The 15706-nt window shown below is 61.5% G+C and carries 15 protein-coding genes and 1 tRNA gene; 3 read left to right on the plus strand and 13 right to left on the minus strand.

Annotation, left to right across the window (positions count from 1 at the left end; translation table 11 throughout):
* Positions 1-7: 7 nt before the first annotated feature.
* From katG to HX807_RS04895, 6 genes are all read right to left on the minus strand, one after another.
* Positions 8-2278, minus strand: coding sequence for a catalase/peroxidase HPI (gene katG, locus HX807_RS04870; protein ID WP_134326248.1), 2271 nt, complete (start codon positions 2276-2278; stop codon positions 8-10).
* Positions 2279-2693: 415 nt separating this feature from the next.
* A tRNA-Gly gene (locus tag HX807_RS04875) sits at positions 2694-2769 on the minus strand.
* A 63-nt stretch (positions 2770-2832) separates the two neighbouring features.
* Positions 2833-3393, minus strand: a complete 561-nt coding sequence (gene pgsA / locus HX807_RS04880; RefSeq protein ID WP_003208929.1) for a CDP-diacylglycerol--glycerol-3-phosphate 3-phosphatidyltransferase — start codon at positions 3391-3393, stop codon at positions 2833-2835.
* Positions 3394-3425: 32 nt separating this feature from the next.
* Positions 3426-5264, minus strand: coding sequence for an excinuclease ABC subunit UvrC (gene uvrC, locus HX807_RS04885; protein ID WP_032899474.1), 1839 nt, complete (start codon positions 5262-5264; stop codon positions 3426-3428).
* Position 5265: 1 nt separating this feature from the next.
* Complete coding sequence (gene uvrY, locus HX807_RS04890; protein ID WP_008436066.1) at positions 5266-5907, minus strand: UvrY/SirA/GacA family response regulator transcription factor; 642 nt, start codon at positions 5905-5907, stop codon at positions 5266-5268.
* A gap of 151 nt (positions 5908-6058) precedes the next feature.
* Complete coding sequence (locus HX807_RS04895; protein WP_177049402.1) at positions 6059-6424, minus strand: helix-turn-helix domain-containing protein; 366 nt, start codon at positions 6422-6424, stop codon at positions 6059-6061.
* A gap of 81 nt (positions 6425-6505) precedes the next feature.
* On the opposite strand from HX807_RS04895, the gene HX807_RS04900 reads away from it, so the two are divergent.
* Positions 6506-6745, plus strand: coding sequence for a DNA-binding protein (locus HX807_RS04900; protein ID WP_008436063.1), 240 nt, complete (start codon positions 6506-6508; stop codon positions 6743-6745).
* Positions 6746-6809: 64 nt separating this feature from the next.
* Here the strand turns inward: HX807_RS04900 and HX807_RS04905 are convergent, their stop codons facing one another.
* Complete coding sequence (locus HX807_RS04905) at positions 6810-7244, minus strand: GNAT family N-acetyltransferase (RefSeq protein ID WP_008436062.1); 435 nt, start codon at positions 7242-7244, stop codon at positions 6810-6812.
* Between the two features lie 13 nt (positions 7245-7257).
* Entirely contained in the window at positions 7258-8010 is a 753-nt protein-coding gene (locus HX807_RS04910) for a carbon-nitrogen hydrolase family protein (RefSeq protein ID WP_177049430.1), read from the minus strand.
* A gap of 145 nt (positions 8011-8155) precedes the next feature.
* Here HX807_RS04910 and HX807_RS31585 point away from each other — a divergent pair, with 145 nt between their 5' ends.
* Positions 8156-8290 carry a hypothetical protein gene (locus tag HX807_RS31585; RefSeq protein ID WP_256349368.1) on the plus strand — a complete coding sequence of 45 codons (135 nt, stop codon included), beginning with the start codon at positions 8156-8158 and terminating at the stop codon, positions 8288-8290.
* Between the two features lie 338 nt (positions 8291-8628).
* Positions 8629-9705 carry a 3-deoxy-7-phosphoheptulonate synthase gene (locus HX807_RS04915; RefSeq protein ID WP_177049404.1) on the plus strand — a complete coding sequence of 359 codons (1077 nt, stop codon included), beginning with the start codon at positions 8629-8631 and terminating at the stop codon, positions 9703-9705.
* 125 nt (positions 9706-9830) lie between these two features.
* On the opposite strand, the gene HX807_RS04920 is transcribed toward HX807_RS04915, so the two are convergent.
* The 5 genes from HX807_RS04920 to HX807_RS04940 form a co-directional block, all read right to left on the minus strand.
* Complete coding sequence (locus tag HX807_RS04920) at positions 9831-10529, minus strand: NAD(P)H-dependent oxidoreductase (protein WP_177049406.1); 699 nt, start codon at positions 10527-10529, stop codon at positions 9831-9833.
* A gap of 9 nt (positions 10530-10538) precedes the next feature.
* Positions 10539-12158 (minus strand): ABC transporter ATP-binding protein, encoded by a 1620-nt coding sequence (locus tag HX807_RS04925; protein WP_177036923.1) that lies wholly within the window; start codon positions 12156-12158, stop codon positions 10539-10541.
* A gap of 2 nt (positions 12159-12160) precedes the next feature.
* Complete coding sequence (locus HX807_RS04930; RefSeq protein ID WP_003208948.1) at positions 12161-12988, minus strand: ABC transporter permease; 828 nt, start codon at positions 12986-12988, stop codon at positions 12161-12163.
* 3 nt (positions 12989-12991) lie between these two features.
* Positions 12992-13951 (minus strand): ABC transporter permease, encoded by a 960-nt coding sequence (locus tag HX807_RS04935; protein WP_177049408.1) that lies wholly within the window; start codon positions 13949-13951, stop codon positions 12992-12994.
* A 165-nt stretch (positions 13952-14116) separates the two neighbouring features.
* On the minus strand, positions 14117-15703 hold the full coding sequence (locus HX807_RS04940) for an ABC transporter substrate-binding protein (RefSeq protein ID WP_134326242.1): 1587 nt from the start codon (positions 15701-15703) through the stop codon (positions 14117-14119).
* Positions 15704-15706 lie beyond the last annotated feature (3 nt).

A 15706-nucleotide genomic window follows, 5' to 3' on the forward strand; every position in this document is an offset into this window, starting at 1 on the left:
GCCAGTGTCAGGCCAGTTCAAAGCGATCCAGATTCATCACCTTGGTCCAGGCCGCCACGAAGTCCTCGACGAACTTCTCCTCGGCGTCGGCACTGCCATAGACCTCGGACAGCGCCCTCAACTGGGCATGCGAACCGAACACCAGGTCGACCCGGGTGCCCGTCCACTTGACGGCACCGGTCTTGCGGTCATGCGCCTCAAAGGTATCGTGGGTGCCGGTGACTGGCTTCCATTCAACGCCCATGTCCAGCAGGTTCCTGAAGAAGTCATTGGTCAGGGTTCCCGGGCGCTCGGTGAACACCCCGTGCTTGCTTTCCCCGACATTTAGACCCAAGACCCGCAGTCCGCCCAACAGCACCGTCATTTCGGGTGCGGTCAATGTCAGCAGTTGCGCCTTGTCGATCAGCAACGCTTCGGCCGACACCTTGTAGTGCCCCTTCTGGTAGTTGCGAAAGCCGTCGGCGACCGGTTCAAGGAAACCGAACGACTCGACATCCGTCTGCTCCTGGGAAGCATCCGTGCGCCCTGCCGTGAAAGGCACCGTGGTCTGGCGGCCGGCATTTTTGGCCGCCAGCTCAACCCCCACAATGCCCGCCAGCACGATCAGATCGGCCAGGGAAATCTTTTTACCTCCCGTCTGTGCGGTATTGAAGTCGCCCTGAATAGCTTCGAGACGCTTCAGTACGCCCGACAGTTGCTCAGGCTGGTTGACCGCCCAGTCCTTCTGCGGAGCCAGGCGCAGGCGCCCGCCATTGGCTCCCCCGCGTTTATCGGAGCCGCGGAAGGTGGACGCCGCTGCCCATGCCGTCGAAACCAGCTGTGAGACCGTTAGCCCGGCGGCGAGAATCTTTTGCTTGAGCGCCGCCACATCCTGCTCATCCACCAGTGGATGATCGACCGCAGGAATCGGGTCCTGCCACAGCAACTCTTCCGCGGGGGTTTCCGGGCCGAGATAACGCGCAAGCGGGCCCATGTCGCGGTGGGTAAGCTTGAACCAGGCACGGGCAAAGGCGTCTGCCAGTTGGTCCGGGTTGGCTAGGAAACGTCGGGAGATCTGTTCGTACGCCGGATCGAAACGCAGCGCCAGGTCCGAGGTCAGCATGCTCGGCGCATGCCGCCTGCCGGCATCATGGGCATCCGGAACCTTGCCGGCGCCGGCACCGTTCTTCGGTGTCCACTGATGGGCGCCCGCCGGGCTCCTGGTCAGTTCCCATTCAAAGCCGAAGAGGTTTTCGAGGTACTCATTGCTCCATCTTGTCGGCGTCGAAGTCCAGGTCACCTCCAGCCCGCTGGTGATGGTGTCACCGCCCTTGCCGCTGCCGAAGCTGTTTTTCCAGCCCAGCCCCTGCTCTTCCAGGCCAGCCGCTTCCGGTTCCGGGCCGACGTTATCCGCCGGACCTGCGCCGTGGGTCTTGCCGAAGGCGTGACCGCCGGCGATCAGGGCTACGGTCTCTTCGTCATTCATCGCCATGCGACCGAAGGTTTCACGGATATCCTTCGCCGAGGCGACCGGATCCGGAACACCTTCAGGCCCTTCCGGGTTCACGTAGATCAAGCCCATCTGCACAGCGGCGAGGGGATTTTCCAGGTTGCGCTCACCGCCCCCGGTGCGGCTTTCTTCGTTGCCATGGTTCTGCGGCTCAGCCACCAACGGACCATCACCCGGCTGCTGCATTTTCTTTTGCACGCCGTAACGCTCTTCTCCCCCCAGCCACGTGGTCTCGGCGCCCCAGTAAACGTCCTCGTCCGGCTCCCAGACATCCGGGCGACCGCCGGAGAACCCGAAGGTCTTGAACCCCATGGACTCCAGCGCGACGTTACCGGTGAGTACGATCAAATCGGCCCAGGAAATCCGCCGGCCGTACTTTTGCTTGACCGGCCAGATCAGGCGACGGGCCTTATCCAGGCTGACGTTGTCAGGCCAGCTGTTGAGCGGTGCAAAGCGCTGCTGACCGGAACCGGCACCGCCGCGACCGTCGGCGGTACGGTAGGTCCCGGCGCTGTGCCAGGCCATGCGAATGAACAGCGGGCCGTAATGGCCAAAGTCCGCCGGCCACCAGTCCTGGGATTGCGTCATGACATCGCGCAAATCCTGCTTGACCGCTTCAAAGTCAAGGCTCTGGAACGCCTTGGCGTAATCGAAGCCCTCACCCATAGGGTCGCTGAGGGAGGAATGCTGATGCAGGATCTTCAGATTCAGTTGCTGGGGCCACCAGTCTCGGTTCGTGGTGCCGCCACCCGCAGCGTGGTTGAAAGGGCATTTCGATTCAGTTGACATGCTTGGCACACCTTTTAGTCATGTTCATCCGTACCATCGCGCCACTGGCGCACCTCAGACATTGATGGCTGAGTGCTGAGATTAGCTTCGATCGCGGAAAACTCTAATAGTCAGAACGTTATCGCTTGATAGGCAGCCTCTTTGCGTTGAAGCCATCTTTACCTGCGGATCGGGCGTGCAGAATGGCCATTCACTTCAGAGAGAGGTCGGGTTGAACGTCCACAGGAGGGCGACCACCGATGCGTGTGAGAAATGGCAACCCGACAAATCCGAGTTCTTCGATAAAGAGTAGGTAGCGCACTGGAGCCTGCAGGCGCCAAGCGTCTCGCAGAAACGAAAAAAGACGCCGAAGCGTCTATTGCATAAATCACAGGCAAAAAAAAGCCACTCGTTAGAGTGGCTTTTTCTTTGTGTTTGGAGCGGGAAACGAGACTCGAACTCGCGACCCCGACCTTGGCAAGGTCGTGCTCTACCAACTGAGCTATTCCCGCGTCTTGGTGATGCGCATTCTATAGAATCCTCATCACCCGTCAACCCCTTGATTCAAAAAAGTTTTATTTCTTTTCAACCTCGGTGCGCAGATGCGGCCAGGCGGCGCGCAAATATTGCAGCATGGACCACAAGGTCAGGCCCGCGGCGATCAGCAGCAAGGCGTAGCCCAGCAATACCCAGAAGGAGAAATCCGACGGGTTGGCCAGCAGGATCACCAGGGCAAGCATCTGCGCCGCGGTTTTCCATTTGCCCATGTTGGAAACGGCCACGTGGGCTCGGGCGCCGATTTCGGCCATCCACTCCCGCAGGGCGGAGACGACGATCTCGCGACCGATGATCACGGCCGCCGGCAACGTCAGCCAGAGGTTGCCGTGTTCCTGCACCAGCAGCACCAGGGCGACCGCTACCATCAGTTTGTCGGCCACCGGGTCCAGGAACGCGCCAAACGGCGTGCTCTGTTCCAGGCGACGGGCCAGGTAACCGTCCAGCCAGTCGGTGGCGGCTGCGAAGGCAAACACCGAACTGGATGCCATGTAGCTCCATTCGTACGGCAGGTAAAACAGCAATATGAAAATCGGTATGAGCAGGACGCGTAGTACGGTGATCAGATTAGGGATATTCATCGGCACAACTGGCTACGAGGTGAGAAGGCATTCTACTCGCTGTGCAGATTTGCATAAATCAACTCTGCGAGCTTTTTACTGATACCGGGAGCTTTGGCTATTTCTTCGATGCTGGCACGGGACAGCTCCTGCAAGCCACCAAAATGTTTTAACAAGTCCCGCCGCCGTGTCGGCCCGACCCCTGCCACCCCTTCCAGGGTTGAGGTACGCCGGGTTTTGCCACGTCGGGCACGGTGGCCGGTGATGGCGAAACGGTGGGCTTCGTCGCGGATCTGCTGGATAAGGTGCAGCGCCGGGGAGTCGCCCTTCAAGGTGAACTCATGGGCTGCATCATTCAAGTACAAGGTTTCAAAACCGGCCTTGCGGGTGGCACCCTTGGCCACGCCGAGCAGGATCAGGTCGGGTACCGCCAGTTCGTTGAGTACGTCGCGGGCCATGGACAGCTGGCCCTTGCCACCATCCACCAGCAGGATGTCCGGCAGCTTGCCCTCGCCGTCCTTCAGTTTGCTGAAGCGGCGGGTCAGGGCCTGGTGCATGGCGGCATAGTCATCGCCCGGGGTGACGCCTTCGATGTTGTAGCGCCGGTAATCGGACTTGATCGGCCCTTCCGGCCCGAACACCACGCAGGAAGCCACGGTAGCCTCGCCGCTGGAGTGGCTGATGTCGTAGCACTCGAGGCGCTGGGGCGGTTCGTCAAGGTTGAGGACTTCGGCCAAGGCGTCAAACCGCGCGGCGACATGCTGGCGGTTGGCCAGGCGTGCGCCCAGGGCCTGTTCGGCGTTGGTCACGGCCAACTGCTGCCAGCGCGCACGGGTGCCGCGCACGCGGTGGCTGATGTCCAGCTCGCGGCCACGCAGTTCGTGAATCGCTTCGATCAGCGCCGGGAAGTCCTCGTGCACCACGTTGACGATCAGTTCGCTCGGCAGGTCGCGCTCGGGGCTGCTGACGTAGTACTGGCCGAGGAACGCCGCCATGACTTCGGCGACCTCCTCTTCTATACCGGTCTGGGGGAAGAAGTTCTTGCTGCCCAGCACCCGGCCGCCGCGCACGCTGATCAGGTGCACACAGGCGCCGCCCGGGTTGACGAAGGCGGCGATGACGTCGACGTCGCCGGTGCCGCCTTCCATGCTCTGCTGGTCCTGTACGCGGCGCAGCAGGGAGATCTGGTCGCGTAGCTCTGCGGCGCGCTCGAAATCCAGGGTGCTGGCCGCTTGCTCCATGGCGCCGGACAGCTCATCGGCCAGGGCATTGCTGCGGCCTTCGAGGAACATCACCGAGTGACGCACGTCCTCGGCGTATTCCGCAGGCTCAACCAGGCCCACGCACGGCGCCTTGCAGCGCTTGATCTGGTACTGCAGGCACGGGCGGTTGCGGTTCTTGTAGAAACTGTCTTCGCACTGGCGCACGAAAAACGCCTTTTGCAGCAGGCTCAGGCTTTCGCGGATGGCGCCGGCGCTGGGGTAAGGCCCGAAGTACTTGCCCTTCTGCTTCTTGGCACCGCGATGGATGCTCAGGCGCGGGAAGTCGCCGTCCGAGAGAAATACGTACGGGTAGGACTTATCGTCACGCAGCAGGATGTTGTAGGGCGGCCGCCATTCCTTGATCAGCGTCTGCTCAAGCAGCAGTGCCTCGGTTTCATTGGCGGTGATGGTGGTTTCCACCTGGGCGATACGCGCCACCAGTGCCGCCGTCTTCGTTGCCAGGCCGGTCTTGCGGAAGTAACTCGCCAGGCGGCTCTTCAGGTTCTTGGCTTTACCGACGTAGAGCAGGCGCGCTTCGCTGTCGAACATGCGATACACGCCGGGACGGCCACTGCAGGTTGCAAGGAACGCACTCGGATCGAATTGGACCTTTATTTCAGGAGCTGTCATTTCAGGCGCTGGCATCTACCATGCCGTGGCGTACCGCCAGCAGGGTCAATTCAACATCACTGCTGATGGAAAGCTTTTCGAAAATCCGATAACGGTAGGTGTTCACGGTTTTCGGCGACAGGCACAGCTTGTCGGAAATAGACTGGACTTTCTGACAGCCGACAATCATCAGGGCGATCTGGATTTCCCGCTCCGACAGCGCATCGAACGGCGAGTCGCTGGTGGGCTGGAACGACTTGATCGCCAGCTGCTGGGCAATCTGCGGGCTGATGTAGCGTTGGCCGGCAAATACCAGGCGAATGGCCTGGACCATTTCCGCCAATCCCGCGCCTTTTGTCAGATAGCCCGCCGCGCCCGCTTGTAGCAGCCGTGTAGGAAAAGGATCTTCCTCACACACGGTCACTACCACGACTTTGATATCCGGATGGCTGCGCAACAACTTTGTAGTGGCGCCAAGACCGCCGATCCCGGGCATCTTGACGTCCATCAAAACCACATCGGGCTTCAACTCCCGGGCCTTGATCAGGGATTCCTCCCCTGACTCGGCCTGGCCGACTACTTGCAGGCCATCGATGTCAGCCAGCATTCGTGTAATGCCTGTACGAACGAGATCATGGTCATCGACTACTAGCACCCTAATCAAGCAGACACCTCGCGATATGGTCTTATAGGTTGCTGAACACCTTAGCAAAAAACCACGGCGCAGACCTAGCTGCAAGCGTCATATATATAGAGTTTCAATGCACAACGGGCCGCCGCCGAATGGCGGACGGCTCAATTTCCTGGGTAAAAGGTCAGGAATCCGGGGCCGATGACCGGTTTTTTCCATTGGTGGTGAGTGAATGCTCGGCCAGGGTAGAAGTCAGGCGATGGATTGCATCCTGGTCTTCCTTGAACATCGCACGGTAGTTGCCCAGCACTTTTTCTTCGATTTGGCTCAGGTTTTCCAGTTGGGTCGGCGTCGGCGTGCCGGTCAACACGTACAGGATATCGACACCTCTTTCTGCCACGCGGGACAAGTAATCGGCCTTGGGCGCGCGGCCGCCATTTTCGTATTTCCCCTGTGCGTTAGCTTCTACACCTCCTATTTCACCAAAAGTTTTCTGCGACAGGCCAAGTCGCTCTCTTTCTTGCCTTAACCGGAAACCGATTCCACTCATTTGGATGTATGATCCTATTTGGCACACCCCAAGAGGTGACACACTCATCTCGTTTTACACAAACTTGAACGGTTTTGAACTATGCCCGGTATTCGCACTGCTGCACAAGCCAAGGCTTGGCTGGAACATCAAGGTAAGTCTGTTCAAGCGTTCGCCCGGGAACATGGCGTGGACCCGGCAACCACCTATCAAGTGCTCGCTGGGCGCAAAAAGGGACGACGTGGAGAAGCCCACAAGGTGGCGGTCCTGTTGGGCATGAAGGACGGAATCATCCCGGTTGAGGGCGAAACCGTGAGACAAGAGCAGGAAGTCATTTCTTGAAGTGAGTATGCGCTTATTAAAACCAAGTGCCTGTTTTCCTCGAACTGGCAGTACTCGCACCCGATCACGGCCGGCAATTGCGCTCCATGCGCCAGAAGCAATCCTCCGCTCCAACGATTTCCAGGCCCTTGCGCTGATAGAGCCTTCGCGCCGGGTTGGTCTTGAAAACGGTCAACCGTAAAAGACCCAGCCCTTGCGCGCGCGCCTTGTACACCATCTGCTCGATAACCCAGCCGCCAGCCCCTTGATGACGAAACGCCTCAAGGATGTGCAATTCGCGGATATACAGTGCCTTGGGGTCACGACTGATGCTGATGAAACCCAGCACCTCGTTATCGCGACAGATCAGCCAGTTTTCTCGTCCGGCCCAGGCGGTATCGAAACCGGCATCGGACCACGACAAGTCGTATTGGCGATAATAATTACCCATGGCCTGGTGGGTCAGGGTCCGGGCGAAGGCCAGGTGTTGGCTGGTCGCGGCCTGCAGTTGAAACGCCATGTGCCTGAACTCCCTAGATTGCCACCTGTTCTCCCTGCCACTGGCCGCCGGTGTCGCGTCGTGCAATCACCAGCGTATCGCCTACACCCGGGCTAGCCGCGATCAAACCACCGTCGGCGCCCCAGATTGCGCTGCGCCCGGCGCAGGCCCAGCCACCGGATGGGCCACCGTGGTTGGCCATCAGCACCAGCATCCGGTGCTCGGCGGCATAGCCCTGTAGCAAGGCGGTGTCCGGCGCGTAGCCGCCTTCGCTGATCAGCACACCCGCAGCGTAGATGTTCGCCCCGTCCTCGGCAGCCTGTCGAGGGTGGCTGGCGTGGGAAAAATCCGCGCATACCGCCAGGGCGATCCGGTCGTCCCCCCATTCAAGGGCCGCCCCGCCCTGCCCCGCAGCAAACGCCACGTCTTCACCGGAATGCAGATGCTGCTTGGTATAGACCGCCACCGAGCCATCCGGCCCCAGCACCAGCGCACCGATCAACACCTCACTGGCGCCCCCCAGGCGAATCGGCATGCCCACCACCGCGGTAATGCGCAATTCACGGGCCATCTCCCGCAGCGGCGCCAGCGCTTCATCGCCGGGCGCGATCGCCAGCCCGGCGGCCAGTGACGGTTCATAGCCGGTCAGGGACAGTTCCGGAAACACCAGCAACTGCACGCCGTGCTCCGCCGCCACGCGCATGAAAGCCAAGTGACGCGCGATATTTCCGGGTACGTCGCCCGCAATGGAAATGGATTGGGCAGCAGCAATCGTCAAGGCCGTCATGGTCGCATCCAGGCAATCATCGTGAAGTCCGTGCAGCATATCGACACTTGGGTCATAGCCGTAAGTACCCAACCTCAATAGAAATTACTGATTGAATCCACCCGCTCGCCTCAGTTAAGCTCCCCCCATCATTTGGAGACACACCATGTTGCAACTCACCCACACCCAGGTTTGCCCTGCTGCCAGCGCCCAGCGCTCGGTCGTGGCTGTCCGCGTGAGCGGTTTGAGCGCACTGGTCAGCTTTTATTTTGGGTATTGGTTTAGCCACTGGCGCGCCTGATACCTGAAATCGGCGCCCACTACTCAAGGGGTCGCCTACCAGAGAAATCTAACCCCCGGTCGGCTCCCCGACCGGGGGTTTTGTTTTTTCAGCCCTTATTATTTTTGCCACACACCGAACACTTAAAGGACTCACGCCATGAACTACGCCACCTATTACCGCTACGACACCTCCACCGCCTGGCGATTTAGCAAGCTCCGTTCGGGACAGCCTGCCGCCTCCGATCGGTCACCTATTGGTGGCAAGCCAACACACGTAGCCAATACGGCCAATTGTCGAACACCCCAGTAGGGCAGAGCGTGCGGGAACAGCCCGCTGCTTGCCCAGGAAGCCCGAATATGAACTCCTCGATCGCCGCTCTGCCTGTTTCCACCCTGTCCTGCGCCAATGAAGCGCTGACCCAGCGTTTGCCCAGTGCCCTTGAGCTCAAGCACCAACTGCCCCTGAGCCCATTCCTCAACGAACAGATCCACGCCCATCGCCAAGCCGTGCGCGCCATTCTCAAGGGCGAAGACTCACGCCTGCTGGTGATTGTCGGCCCGTGCTCGATCCACGACCCGGAATCGGCCATGGAATACGCGCGCAACCTGAAAAAACTGGCCCATGAAGTCAGTGACCAGATGCTGCTGGTGATCCGCGCCTACGTCGAAAAACCCCGCACCACCATCGGCTGGAAAGGCCTGGCCTACGACCCACGCCTGGATGGCAGCGACGACATGGCCGCCGGCCTGACCCTGTCCCGGGAACTGATGCGGGAAATGCTGCGCCTGGGCCTGCCGGTCGCCACCGAGCTGCTGCAACCGATGGCTGCCGGCTACTTCGATGACCTGCTGAGCTGGGTCGCCATTGGCGCGCGCACCACCGAATCGCAGATTCATCGCGAAATGGCCAGCGGCCTCGGCATGCCCGTCGGCTTCAAGAACGGCACCGACGGCGGCGTGGCCATCGCCTGTGACGCCATGCGCTCCGCCGCTCACCCGCACCGTCACTTCGGTGTCGACAGCCAGGGCCATCCGGCGATCATCCAGACCCCGGGCAACCCCGATACCCATCTGGTATTGCGCGGCGGCCATCGTGGGCCGAACTACGATCGCCAGAGCGTGGCCCAGGTTCACGCCGACCTTGCCAAGAGCAAAGTCGCGCCGCGGATCATGGTCGACTGCAGCCACGCCAACAGCGGCAAAGACCCGCTGCGCCAACCGGCGGTGTTCAACGACGTGCTGGAACAGCGCCTGCAGGGCGACACCTCGCTGATCGGCATGATGATCGAGAGCCACCTGTTCGAAGGCTGCCAGCCATTGAGCCCGTCGATGAAATACGGCGTGTCGATCACCGATGGCTGCCTGGGCTGGGACGGCACGGAACAGCTGCTACGCAGCGCTGCCGAACGGTTGCGGGCACACAATCGCGCCTGACAAATGAAGACCAAATGTGGGAGCGGGCTTGCTCGCGAATGCGGTGGTTCCGCCAGCACATGCATCAACTGGCGCGCCGCTTTCGCGAGCACGCCCGCTCCCACACTGGATCTTCATTCACTTGACTAAAGTGGGTACAGCGCCTCATCAAACTGCTCGAGCTTCGGAAACACCAACGGCTGGTCATCCGCCAGCCCTTCCAATCGCTGCTGGTAACTGTGCAGGAAAGTCTGCCGGGCCTCGGCGCTGATATACGGCACATGCCACGCCACAAACGGCTCCAGCACCTCAAACCCGACATACGCCAGCGTGCCACGCAGGATCGGCCGCAGCATGTCCTCCAACGGCCCGTGAATCGCACCCTCGCCAAACATATGCTCGCGCCCGCCAAGGGTGACCGTGACCAGCGCTTTCTTGCCGGCGAGCCCGCCCTGATCATAAAACCGCTTGCCGCCGTAGCACACGCCCGACACCAGCACCCGGTCAATCCAGCCCTTGAGCATCGCGGGCGCCGAGAACCAGAAGATCGGGAAGTTGAGGATCAGCAGATCGGCCCACAGCAGCTTGTCCAACTCCTGCCGGATATCCAGCGCGATGGATTGGCTTTTCACCCCCAGGCGCTGCTCCAGGGCATACACCAGGTAGTCGGGGTTCTCCCGCGAGGTGAAGTCCGAGGCGCTGGCTACGGGATTCCAGTTCATCGCGTACAAATCACTGACCTGCACCTCATGCCCCTGCGCTTGCAGGGTAGCCGTGGCCTGGTCACGCAAGGCCGCGGTAAACGACTGCGGCTCGGGATGGGCATGGACAATCAACACCTTCATAAAAACTCCTCAAGAAGTAAGCGCGGCCCGTTCGGCCAGCAAATGGTCGAGCCAGTCGGGGTCCATTTCCGGCTCCGATGAAAACAGCAAGCCGGTGTAGTCCTGATACGGCGGGGTGAAGATCGCGCTGCGGCTGCCCTGGTCCACCACCCTGCCCCGCTGCATCACCACCACTTCATCGGCAATGGCGCGCACCGTGGCGACGTCATGGGTGATAAACAGGTAGGCCACGCCCAACTGCTGCTGAATGCGGTTGAGCAGTTTCAGCACACCCTCGGCCACTAACTGATCCAGGGCCGAGGTCACTTCGTCGCAGATGATCAATTGTGGGTCGGCCGCCAGGGCGCGAGCGATGCAGATACGTTGCTTCTGGCCGCCGGACAGCTCACGAGGCTGACGCTCCATGAAGGTGGCCGGATCCAGCTCGATCATCTCCAGCAACTCGGCGACCCGGGCACGCATGGCCTTGCCCTTGAGGCCGAGGTAGAAGGTCAGCGGCCGGCCGATGATGTCGACGATGCGCTGGCGCGGGTTCAGCGCGGTATCGGGGATCTGGTAGATCATCTGGATCCGTCGCAACTGCTCCTTGCTGCGCCGACGAAAGTCCGCCGGCAACGCTTCACCGTCATACAGCACCTGCCCCGCCGTAGCCGGCAGCAACCCGGTAATCAAGCGTGCGGTGGAGCTTTTGCCGCTGCCGGACTCACCGATCACCGCCAACGTCTGGCCGCGATACAGGCTCATCGACACGTCATGCAGCACCGGCTGATGCCCGTAGCTGGCGCATACCTGGCGCACTTCCAGCAACGGCACCTGCTGCTGCGGGCAAGCCTTGGGCTCGGTGCGAAAGCTGCGCACCGCCCACAGGGACTTGGTGTAGTCCTGCTGCGGGGCGCTGAGCATGGTGCGGGTCTCGGCCTCCTCCACCAGCTTGCCGTGGCGCAGCACCATGATGCGGTCGGCCATCTGCGCGACCACTGCCAGGTCATGGCTGATATACAGCGCGGCACTGCCGAAGGTTTTCACCGCATCGCGAATCGCCGCCAGCACTTCGATCTGGGTGGTGACGTCGAGGGCGGTGGTGGGTTCGTCGAAGATGATCAGGTCCGGGTGACAGGCCATCGCCATGGCGGTCATCACCCGTTGCAGTTGCCCGCCGGAGACCTGATGCGGATAACGCTGGCCGATGGTTTCCGGATTGGGCAGGCGCAGCACGCGGTACAACTCCACCGCCTCGCGTTCAGCCTGGGCGCGGCTGATGCCACCGTTGATCACGGCGGTTTCCACATGCTGGTCAATCAGCCGGTGGGCCGGGTTGAACGACGCGGCAGCGCTTTGCGCCACGTAGGCAATCCGCAGTCCTCGAAGCTTGCGCAAGGCTTCGGGTTTGGCCTGCAACAGTTGAATGCCGTCAAAGCACACCGAGCCACCGGTGATGCGACAACCGTCGCGGGCAAAGCCCATGGCCGCCAGGCCCAGGGTTGATTTACCCGCGCCAGACTCACCAATCAGCCCCAGTACCTCACCCCGTTGCAACGTCAGGTCGATACCCTTGATCAACGGATGCCAGGCATCCTCGTAATGCCCTTCGATCTGCAGGTTGCGGATTTCCAGCAGTGGCTTGTCCATCCTCAACACTCCTTCAGGCCGCTGGATTTATGCAGCATCCAGTCGACGACAAAATTCACGCTGACGGTGATCAACGCCACCGCCAGGGCCGGCAGCAACGGGCTGATGTCGCCGAAGGTAATCAGCACCGCATTGTCGCGGACCATGCTGCCCCAATCGGCGGTGGGTGGTTGAATGCCCAGGCCAAGGAACGACAGCGCGCTGATAAACAGGAACACGAAACAGAACCGCAGGCCGAACTCGGCAATCAATGGCGCGGCGGCATTGGGCAGCACTTCGCGGGTGACCAGCCACCACAGCCCTTCCCCACGCAGCCGGGCGGCTTCGACGAAGTCCTGCACCACCACGGTCATCGCCACGGCCCGCGACAGGCGAAACACCCGGGTCGAATCCAGCAGTGCAATCACCAGCACCAGCGAGGTGGCATTGGTGCCCACCACGCTGAGAATCAGCAAGGCGAAGATCAGCTGCGGGATCGCCATCAGGATATCCACCACCCGCGACAATCCCTGGTCGACCCAGCCGCCCTTGATCGCGGCTATCAAGCCGCTCAAACCGCCCAGCAAAAACGCCAGCACCGTGGTCAAAAAAGCGATGCCCAGGGTGTTGCGCGCGCCATACACCAGGCGGCTGAACATGTCCCGCCCAAGGTTATCGGTGCCCAGCAGGAACTGGCCGCTCCAGGGCGCAAACCCGTCACCCACCACCTGGGTTTCCCCGTAAGGTGCGAGCACCGGCGCAAATAACGCCACCAGCACGTACAGCACGATGACCAGCAGGCCGAACTTCGCGCTCAATGGCGCCCGGGCCAGTTGTGTGAGAAGGCTCATGGTCTACCCATTGGGATGCATCAGGCGTGGGTTGGTGGCGATGGACAGCACATCGGCGCCGGTATTGAGCAGGATGTAGGTGGCGGCAAAGATCAGGCTGCACGCCTGCACCACCGGGATATCGCGCTTGGACACCGAGTCCACCAGCAACTGGCCGAGGCCCGGGTAGACAAACACTACTTCCACCACCACTACGCCCACCACCAGGTACGCGAGGTTGAGCGCGATCACGTTGACGATCGGCGCCAGGGCATTGGGCAACGCGTGGCGCCAGATAATCCGCGACTGGCTGATGCCCTTGAGCCGGGCCATTTCGATATACGGGCTGGCCAGCAGGTTGATCAGCGAGGCGCGGGTCATGCGCATCATCTGCGCGATCACCACCAGGCTCAGGGTGGCCACCGGCAACACCGAACGTTCGAGAATGGTGGCGAATGAGGCATCCGGCGCCAGGTTGGACAGGCTGGGAAACCAGCCCAGCTTGACCGAAAGCACCAGGATCAGCAGGTAGGCGACGAAGAACTCCGGGAACGACACCGCACTCAGGGCCGAGGTGTTGAGCAGGCGGTCGAACCAGCTGTTGCGGTACAGCGCGGCGAGCATCCCCAGCACCAGCGCCAGGGGCACCGAGACCAACGCCGCCAGTGCCGCCAGGCGCAAGGTGTTGCCCAGGCGTGCGCCGATCAGTTCGGCGATGGGACGCTGGTTGGCCAGGGACGCACCGAGGTCGCCGTGCAGGAGGCGCAGCAACCATTGCACGAACCGGCTCAGGGGCGGCAGGTCCAGGCCCAGTTGGGCGCGAAAGGCGGCGACGGTTTCCGGCGTGGCGGACTGGCCGAGCATGGCCTGGGCGATATCACCGGGGAGCATGCTGACCGCCAGGAAGATGATCACCGAGACGGCGAACAACGACAGCAGGCCGAGGGCCAAGCGTTGGAGTACCAGTTTGAATAGGCTATTCATGTTCGGTTCTCATGAGTGGGGCATGTGCTCGAAGGCGACACAGGACCAATGTGGCAGCGGGCTTACTCGCGAAAGCGGTGTGTCAGCCAATACAGATAGAGACTGACCCACCGCATTCGCGAGCAAGCCCGCTCCCACATTTGATTTGTGGCGTATCTGAAATCTTCACGCCTGCCACCACCGCTCGATCAGCCGCAACCCATCCAGTTCCCCATACGGCGCCGTCAGCGGTCCATGGCTGACGCGGTTCGAGCGGGCCGCCACGGAGCTGGCGAACAACGGCACAATCGCCCCGCCGTCGTCCCGGCACAGGCTCTGCATTTCGTTGTACATCTCCTGGCGCAGCGGCGCATTCATCTCGCCTCGCGCTGCGTTGAGCAACTGGTTGAAGCGGTCATTATTCCAATGGGTTTCGTTCCATGCCGCGCCCTTGGCGTAGCCGATGCTGAACATGCGGTCGGCAGTCAGGCTGCTGTACCAGAACGAGGTGGTGAACGGCTGCTTCATCCAGATGTTGGAGAAATAGCCATCCGCCGGCTCGCGCACCACGTCGATATCAATCCCGGCCTGGCGCGCCTGCTCCTTGAACAGCACCGAAGCATCCACCGCGCCGGTGTAGGCGGCATCGGAAGCTTGCAGGCGCACCTTCAGCGACTCCACACCGGCCTTGCGCAGGTAGAACCGCGACTTGTCCGGGTCGTAGGTGCGCTGCTCCAGGGCGGCGTTGATGAAGCGGCTGCCCGGCTGGATCGGATGGTCGTTGCCCACCAGGCCATAGCCATGCAGCACCGAGGCCAGCAGGGTTTCGCGGTTGATCGCATGCTTCATCGCCATGCGGATGTCGTTGTTCTTGAACTCGTTGCTGTCGCATAACATCGGGAAGGTGTAGTGCTGGGCGCCCTTGGTTTCTTCGATGACCAGCGTGGGATTGCGCTTGAGCAAGGCCACGGTTTTCAGGTCGACCTTGTTGATCACGTCGACTTGCCCGGTGACCAGCGCATTGACCCGCGCTGCGCCGTCGGCAATCGCCAACAGCTCGGCGCTGGCGAAGTGTGCCCTGCCCGGCTTCCAGTAATCAGGGTTGCGCTCCAGGTCCATGCGTACGCCCGGCTCGAAGCTTTTCAGGCGATAACCGCTGGTGCCGATCCCCGCCTGCCAGTCGGCGGCGCCGTCCTTGGCGGGCATGATCACCAGGTGGTAATCCGCGACCACATAGGCGAAATCGGCATTGCCCGAGTGCAGTTCGAACACCACTGCATCGCTGCCCTTGGCGCTGACACTGGCCACATCGCCGATCACCGTCTTGGCCGCCGAGGTGGAGTTGGCTGCCAGGTGATGGTTGATCGAGGCCACCACGTCGTCAGCGGTCAGGCTTTTGCCGTTATGGAAGGTCACGCCCTGGCGCAGCTTGAAGGTCCAGGTGCGCGCGTCGGGCGTCGACTCGAAGCTTTCGGCCAATTCGGGGATGGCGCTGCCGTCCACCGCGATTTCCGTGAGGGTGTTGTACACCGCCGAAAAGCCGACGAAGGTGAAGGTGTCGACCCAGGATCCCGGGTCGCGGGAGTCGGTGGTGCTGCCGCCGGCCAGGCCCATGCGCAGCACTCCGCCCGGCTTGGGCGTGGCCTCCTCGGCAAAGGCCTGCAGCGGCAGGCCCATGGAAAACGCGGCGGCCACGGCACCGGCTACGGCGCTGTGCTTGAGGAAGTCCCGCCGGTGCATCGCTTGAGTCATTTTGTTGTTGTTTTCGCTCATGGT

The sequence above is a fragment of the Pseudomonas sp. D8002 genome (assembly GCF_013385695.1).
Classification (GTDB): Bacteria; Pseudomonadota; Gammaproteobacteria; order Pseudomonadales; family Pseudomonadaceae; genus Aquipseudomonas.

Coding starts and splice junctions, on each gene's coding strand:
- katG (WP_134326248.1), bottom strand. CDS start 2,278: ATGTCAACTGAATCGAAATGCCCTTTCAACCACGCTGCGGGTGGCGGC.
- pgsA (WP_003208929.1), bottom strand. CDS start 3,393: ATGAATATCCCTAATCTGATCACCGTACTACGCGTCCTGCTCATACCG.
- uvrC (WP_032899474.1), bottom strand. CDS start 5,264: ATGACAGCTCCTGAAATAAAGGTCCAATTCGATCCGAGTGCGTTCCTT.
- HX807_RS04895 (WP_177049402.1), bottom strand. CDS start 6,424: ATGAGTGGAATCGGTTTCCGGTTAAGGCAAGAAAGAGAGCGACTTGGC.
- HX807_RS04900 (WP_008436063.1), top strand. CDS start 6,506: ATGCCCGGTATTCGCACTGCTGCACAAGCCAAGGCTTGGCTGGAACAT.
- HX807_RS04905 (WP_008436062.1), bottom strand. CDS start 7,244: ATGGCGTTTCAACTGCAGGCCGCGACCAGCCAACACCTGGCCTTCGCC.
- HX807_RS04910 (WP_177049430.1), bottom strand. CDS start 8,010: ATGACGGCCTTGACGATTGCTGCTGCCCAATCCATTTCCATTGCGGGC.
- HX807_RS31585 (WP_256349368.1), top strand. CDS start 8,156: ATGTTGCAACTCACCCACACCCAGGTTTGCCCTGCTGCCAGCGCCCAG.
- HX807_RS04915 (WP_177049404.1), top strand. CDS start 8,629: ATGAACTCCTCGATCGCCGCTCTGCCTGTTTCCACCCTGTCCTGCGCC.
- HX807_RS04920 (WP_177049406.1), bottom strand. CDS start 10,529: ATGAAGGTGTTGATTGTCCATGCCCATCCCGAGCCGCAGTCGTTTACC.
- HX807_RS04925 (WP_177036923.1), bottom strand. CDS start 12,158: ATGGACAAGCCACTGCTGGAAATCCGCAACCTGCAGATCGAAGGGCAT.
- HX807_RS04930 (WP_003208948.1), bottom strand. CDS start 12,988: ATGAGCCTTCTCACACAACTGGCCCGGGCGCCATTGAGCGCGAAGTTC.
- HX807_RS04935 (WP_177049408.1), bottom strand. CDS start 13,951: ATGAATAGCCTATTCAAACTGGTACTCCAACGCTTGGCCCTCGGCCTG.
- HX807_RS04940 (WP_134326242.1), bottom strand. CDS start 15,703: ATGAGCGAAAACAACAACAAAATGACTCAAGCGATGCACCGGCGGGAC.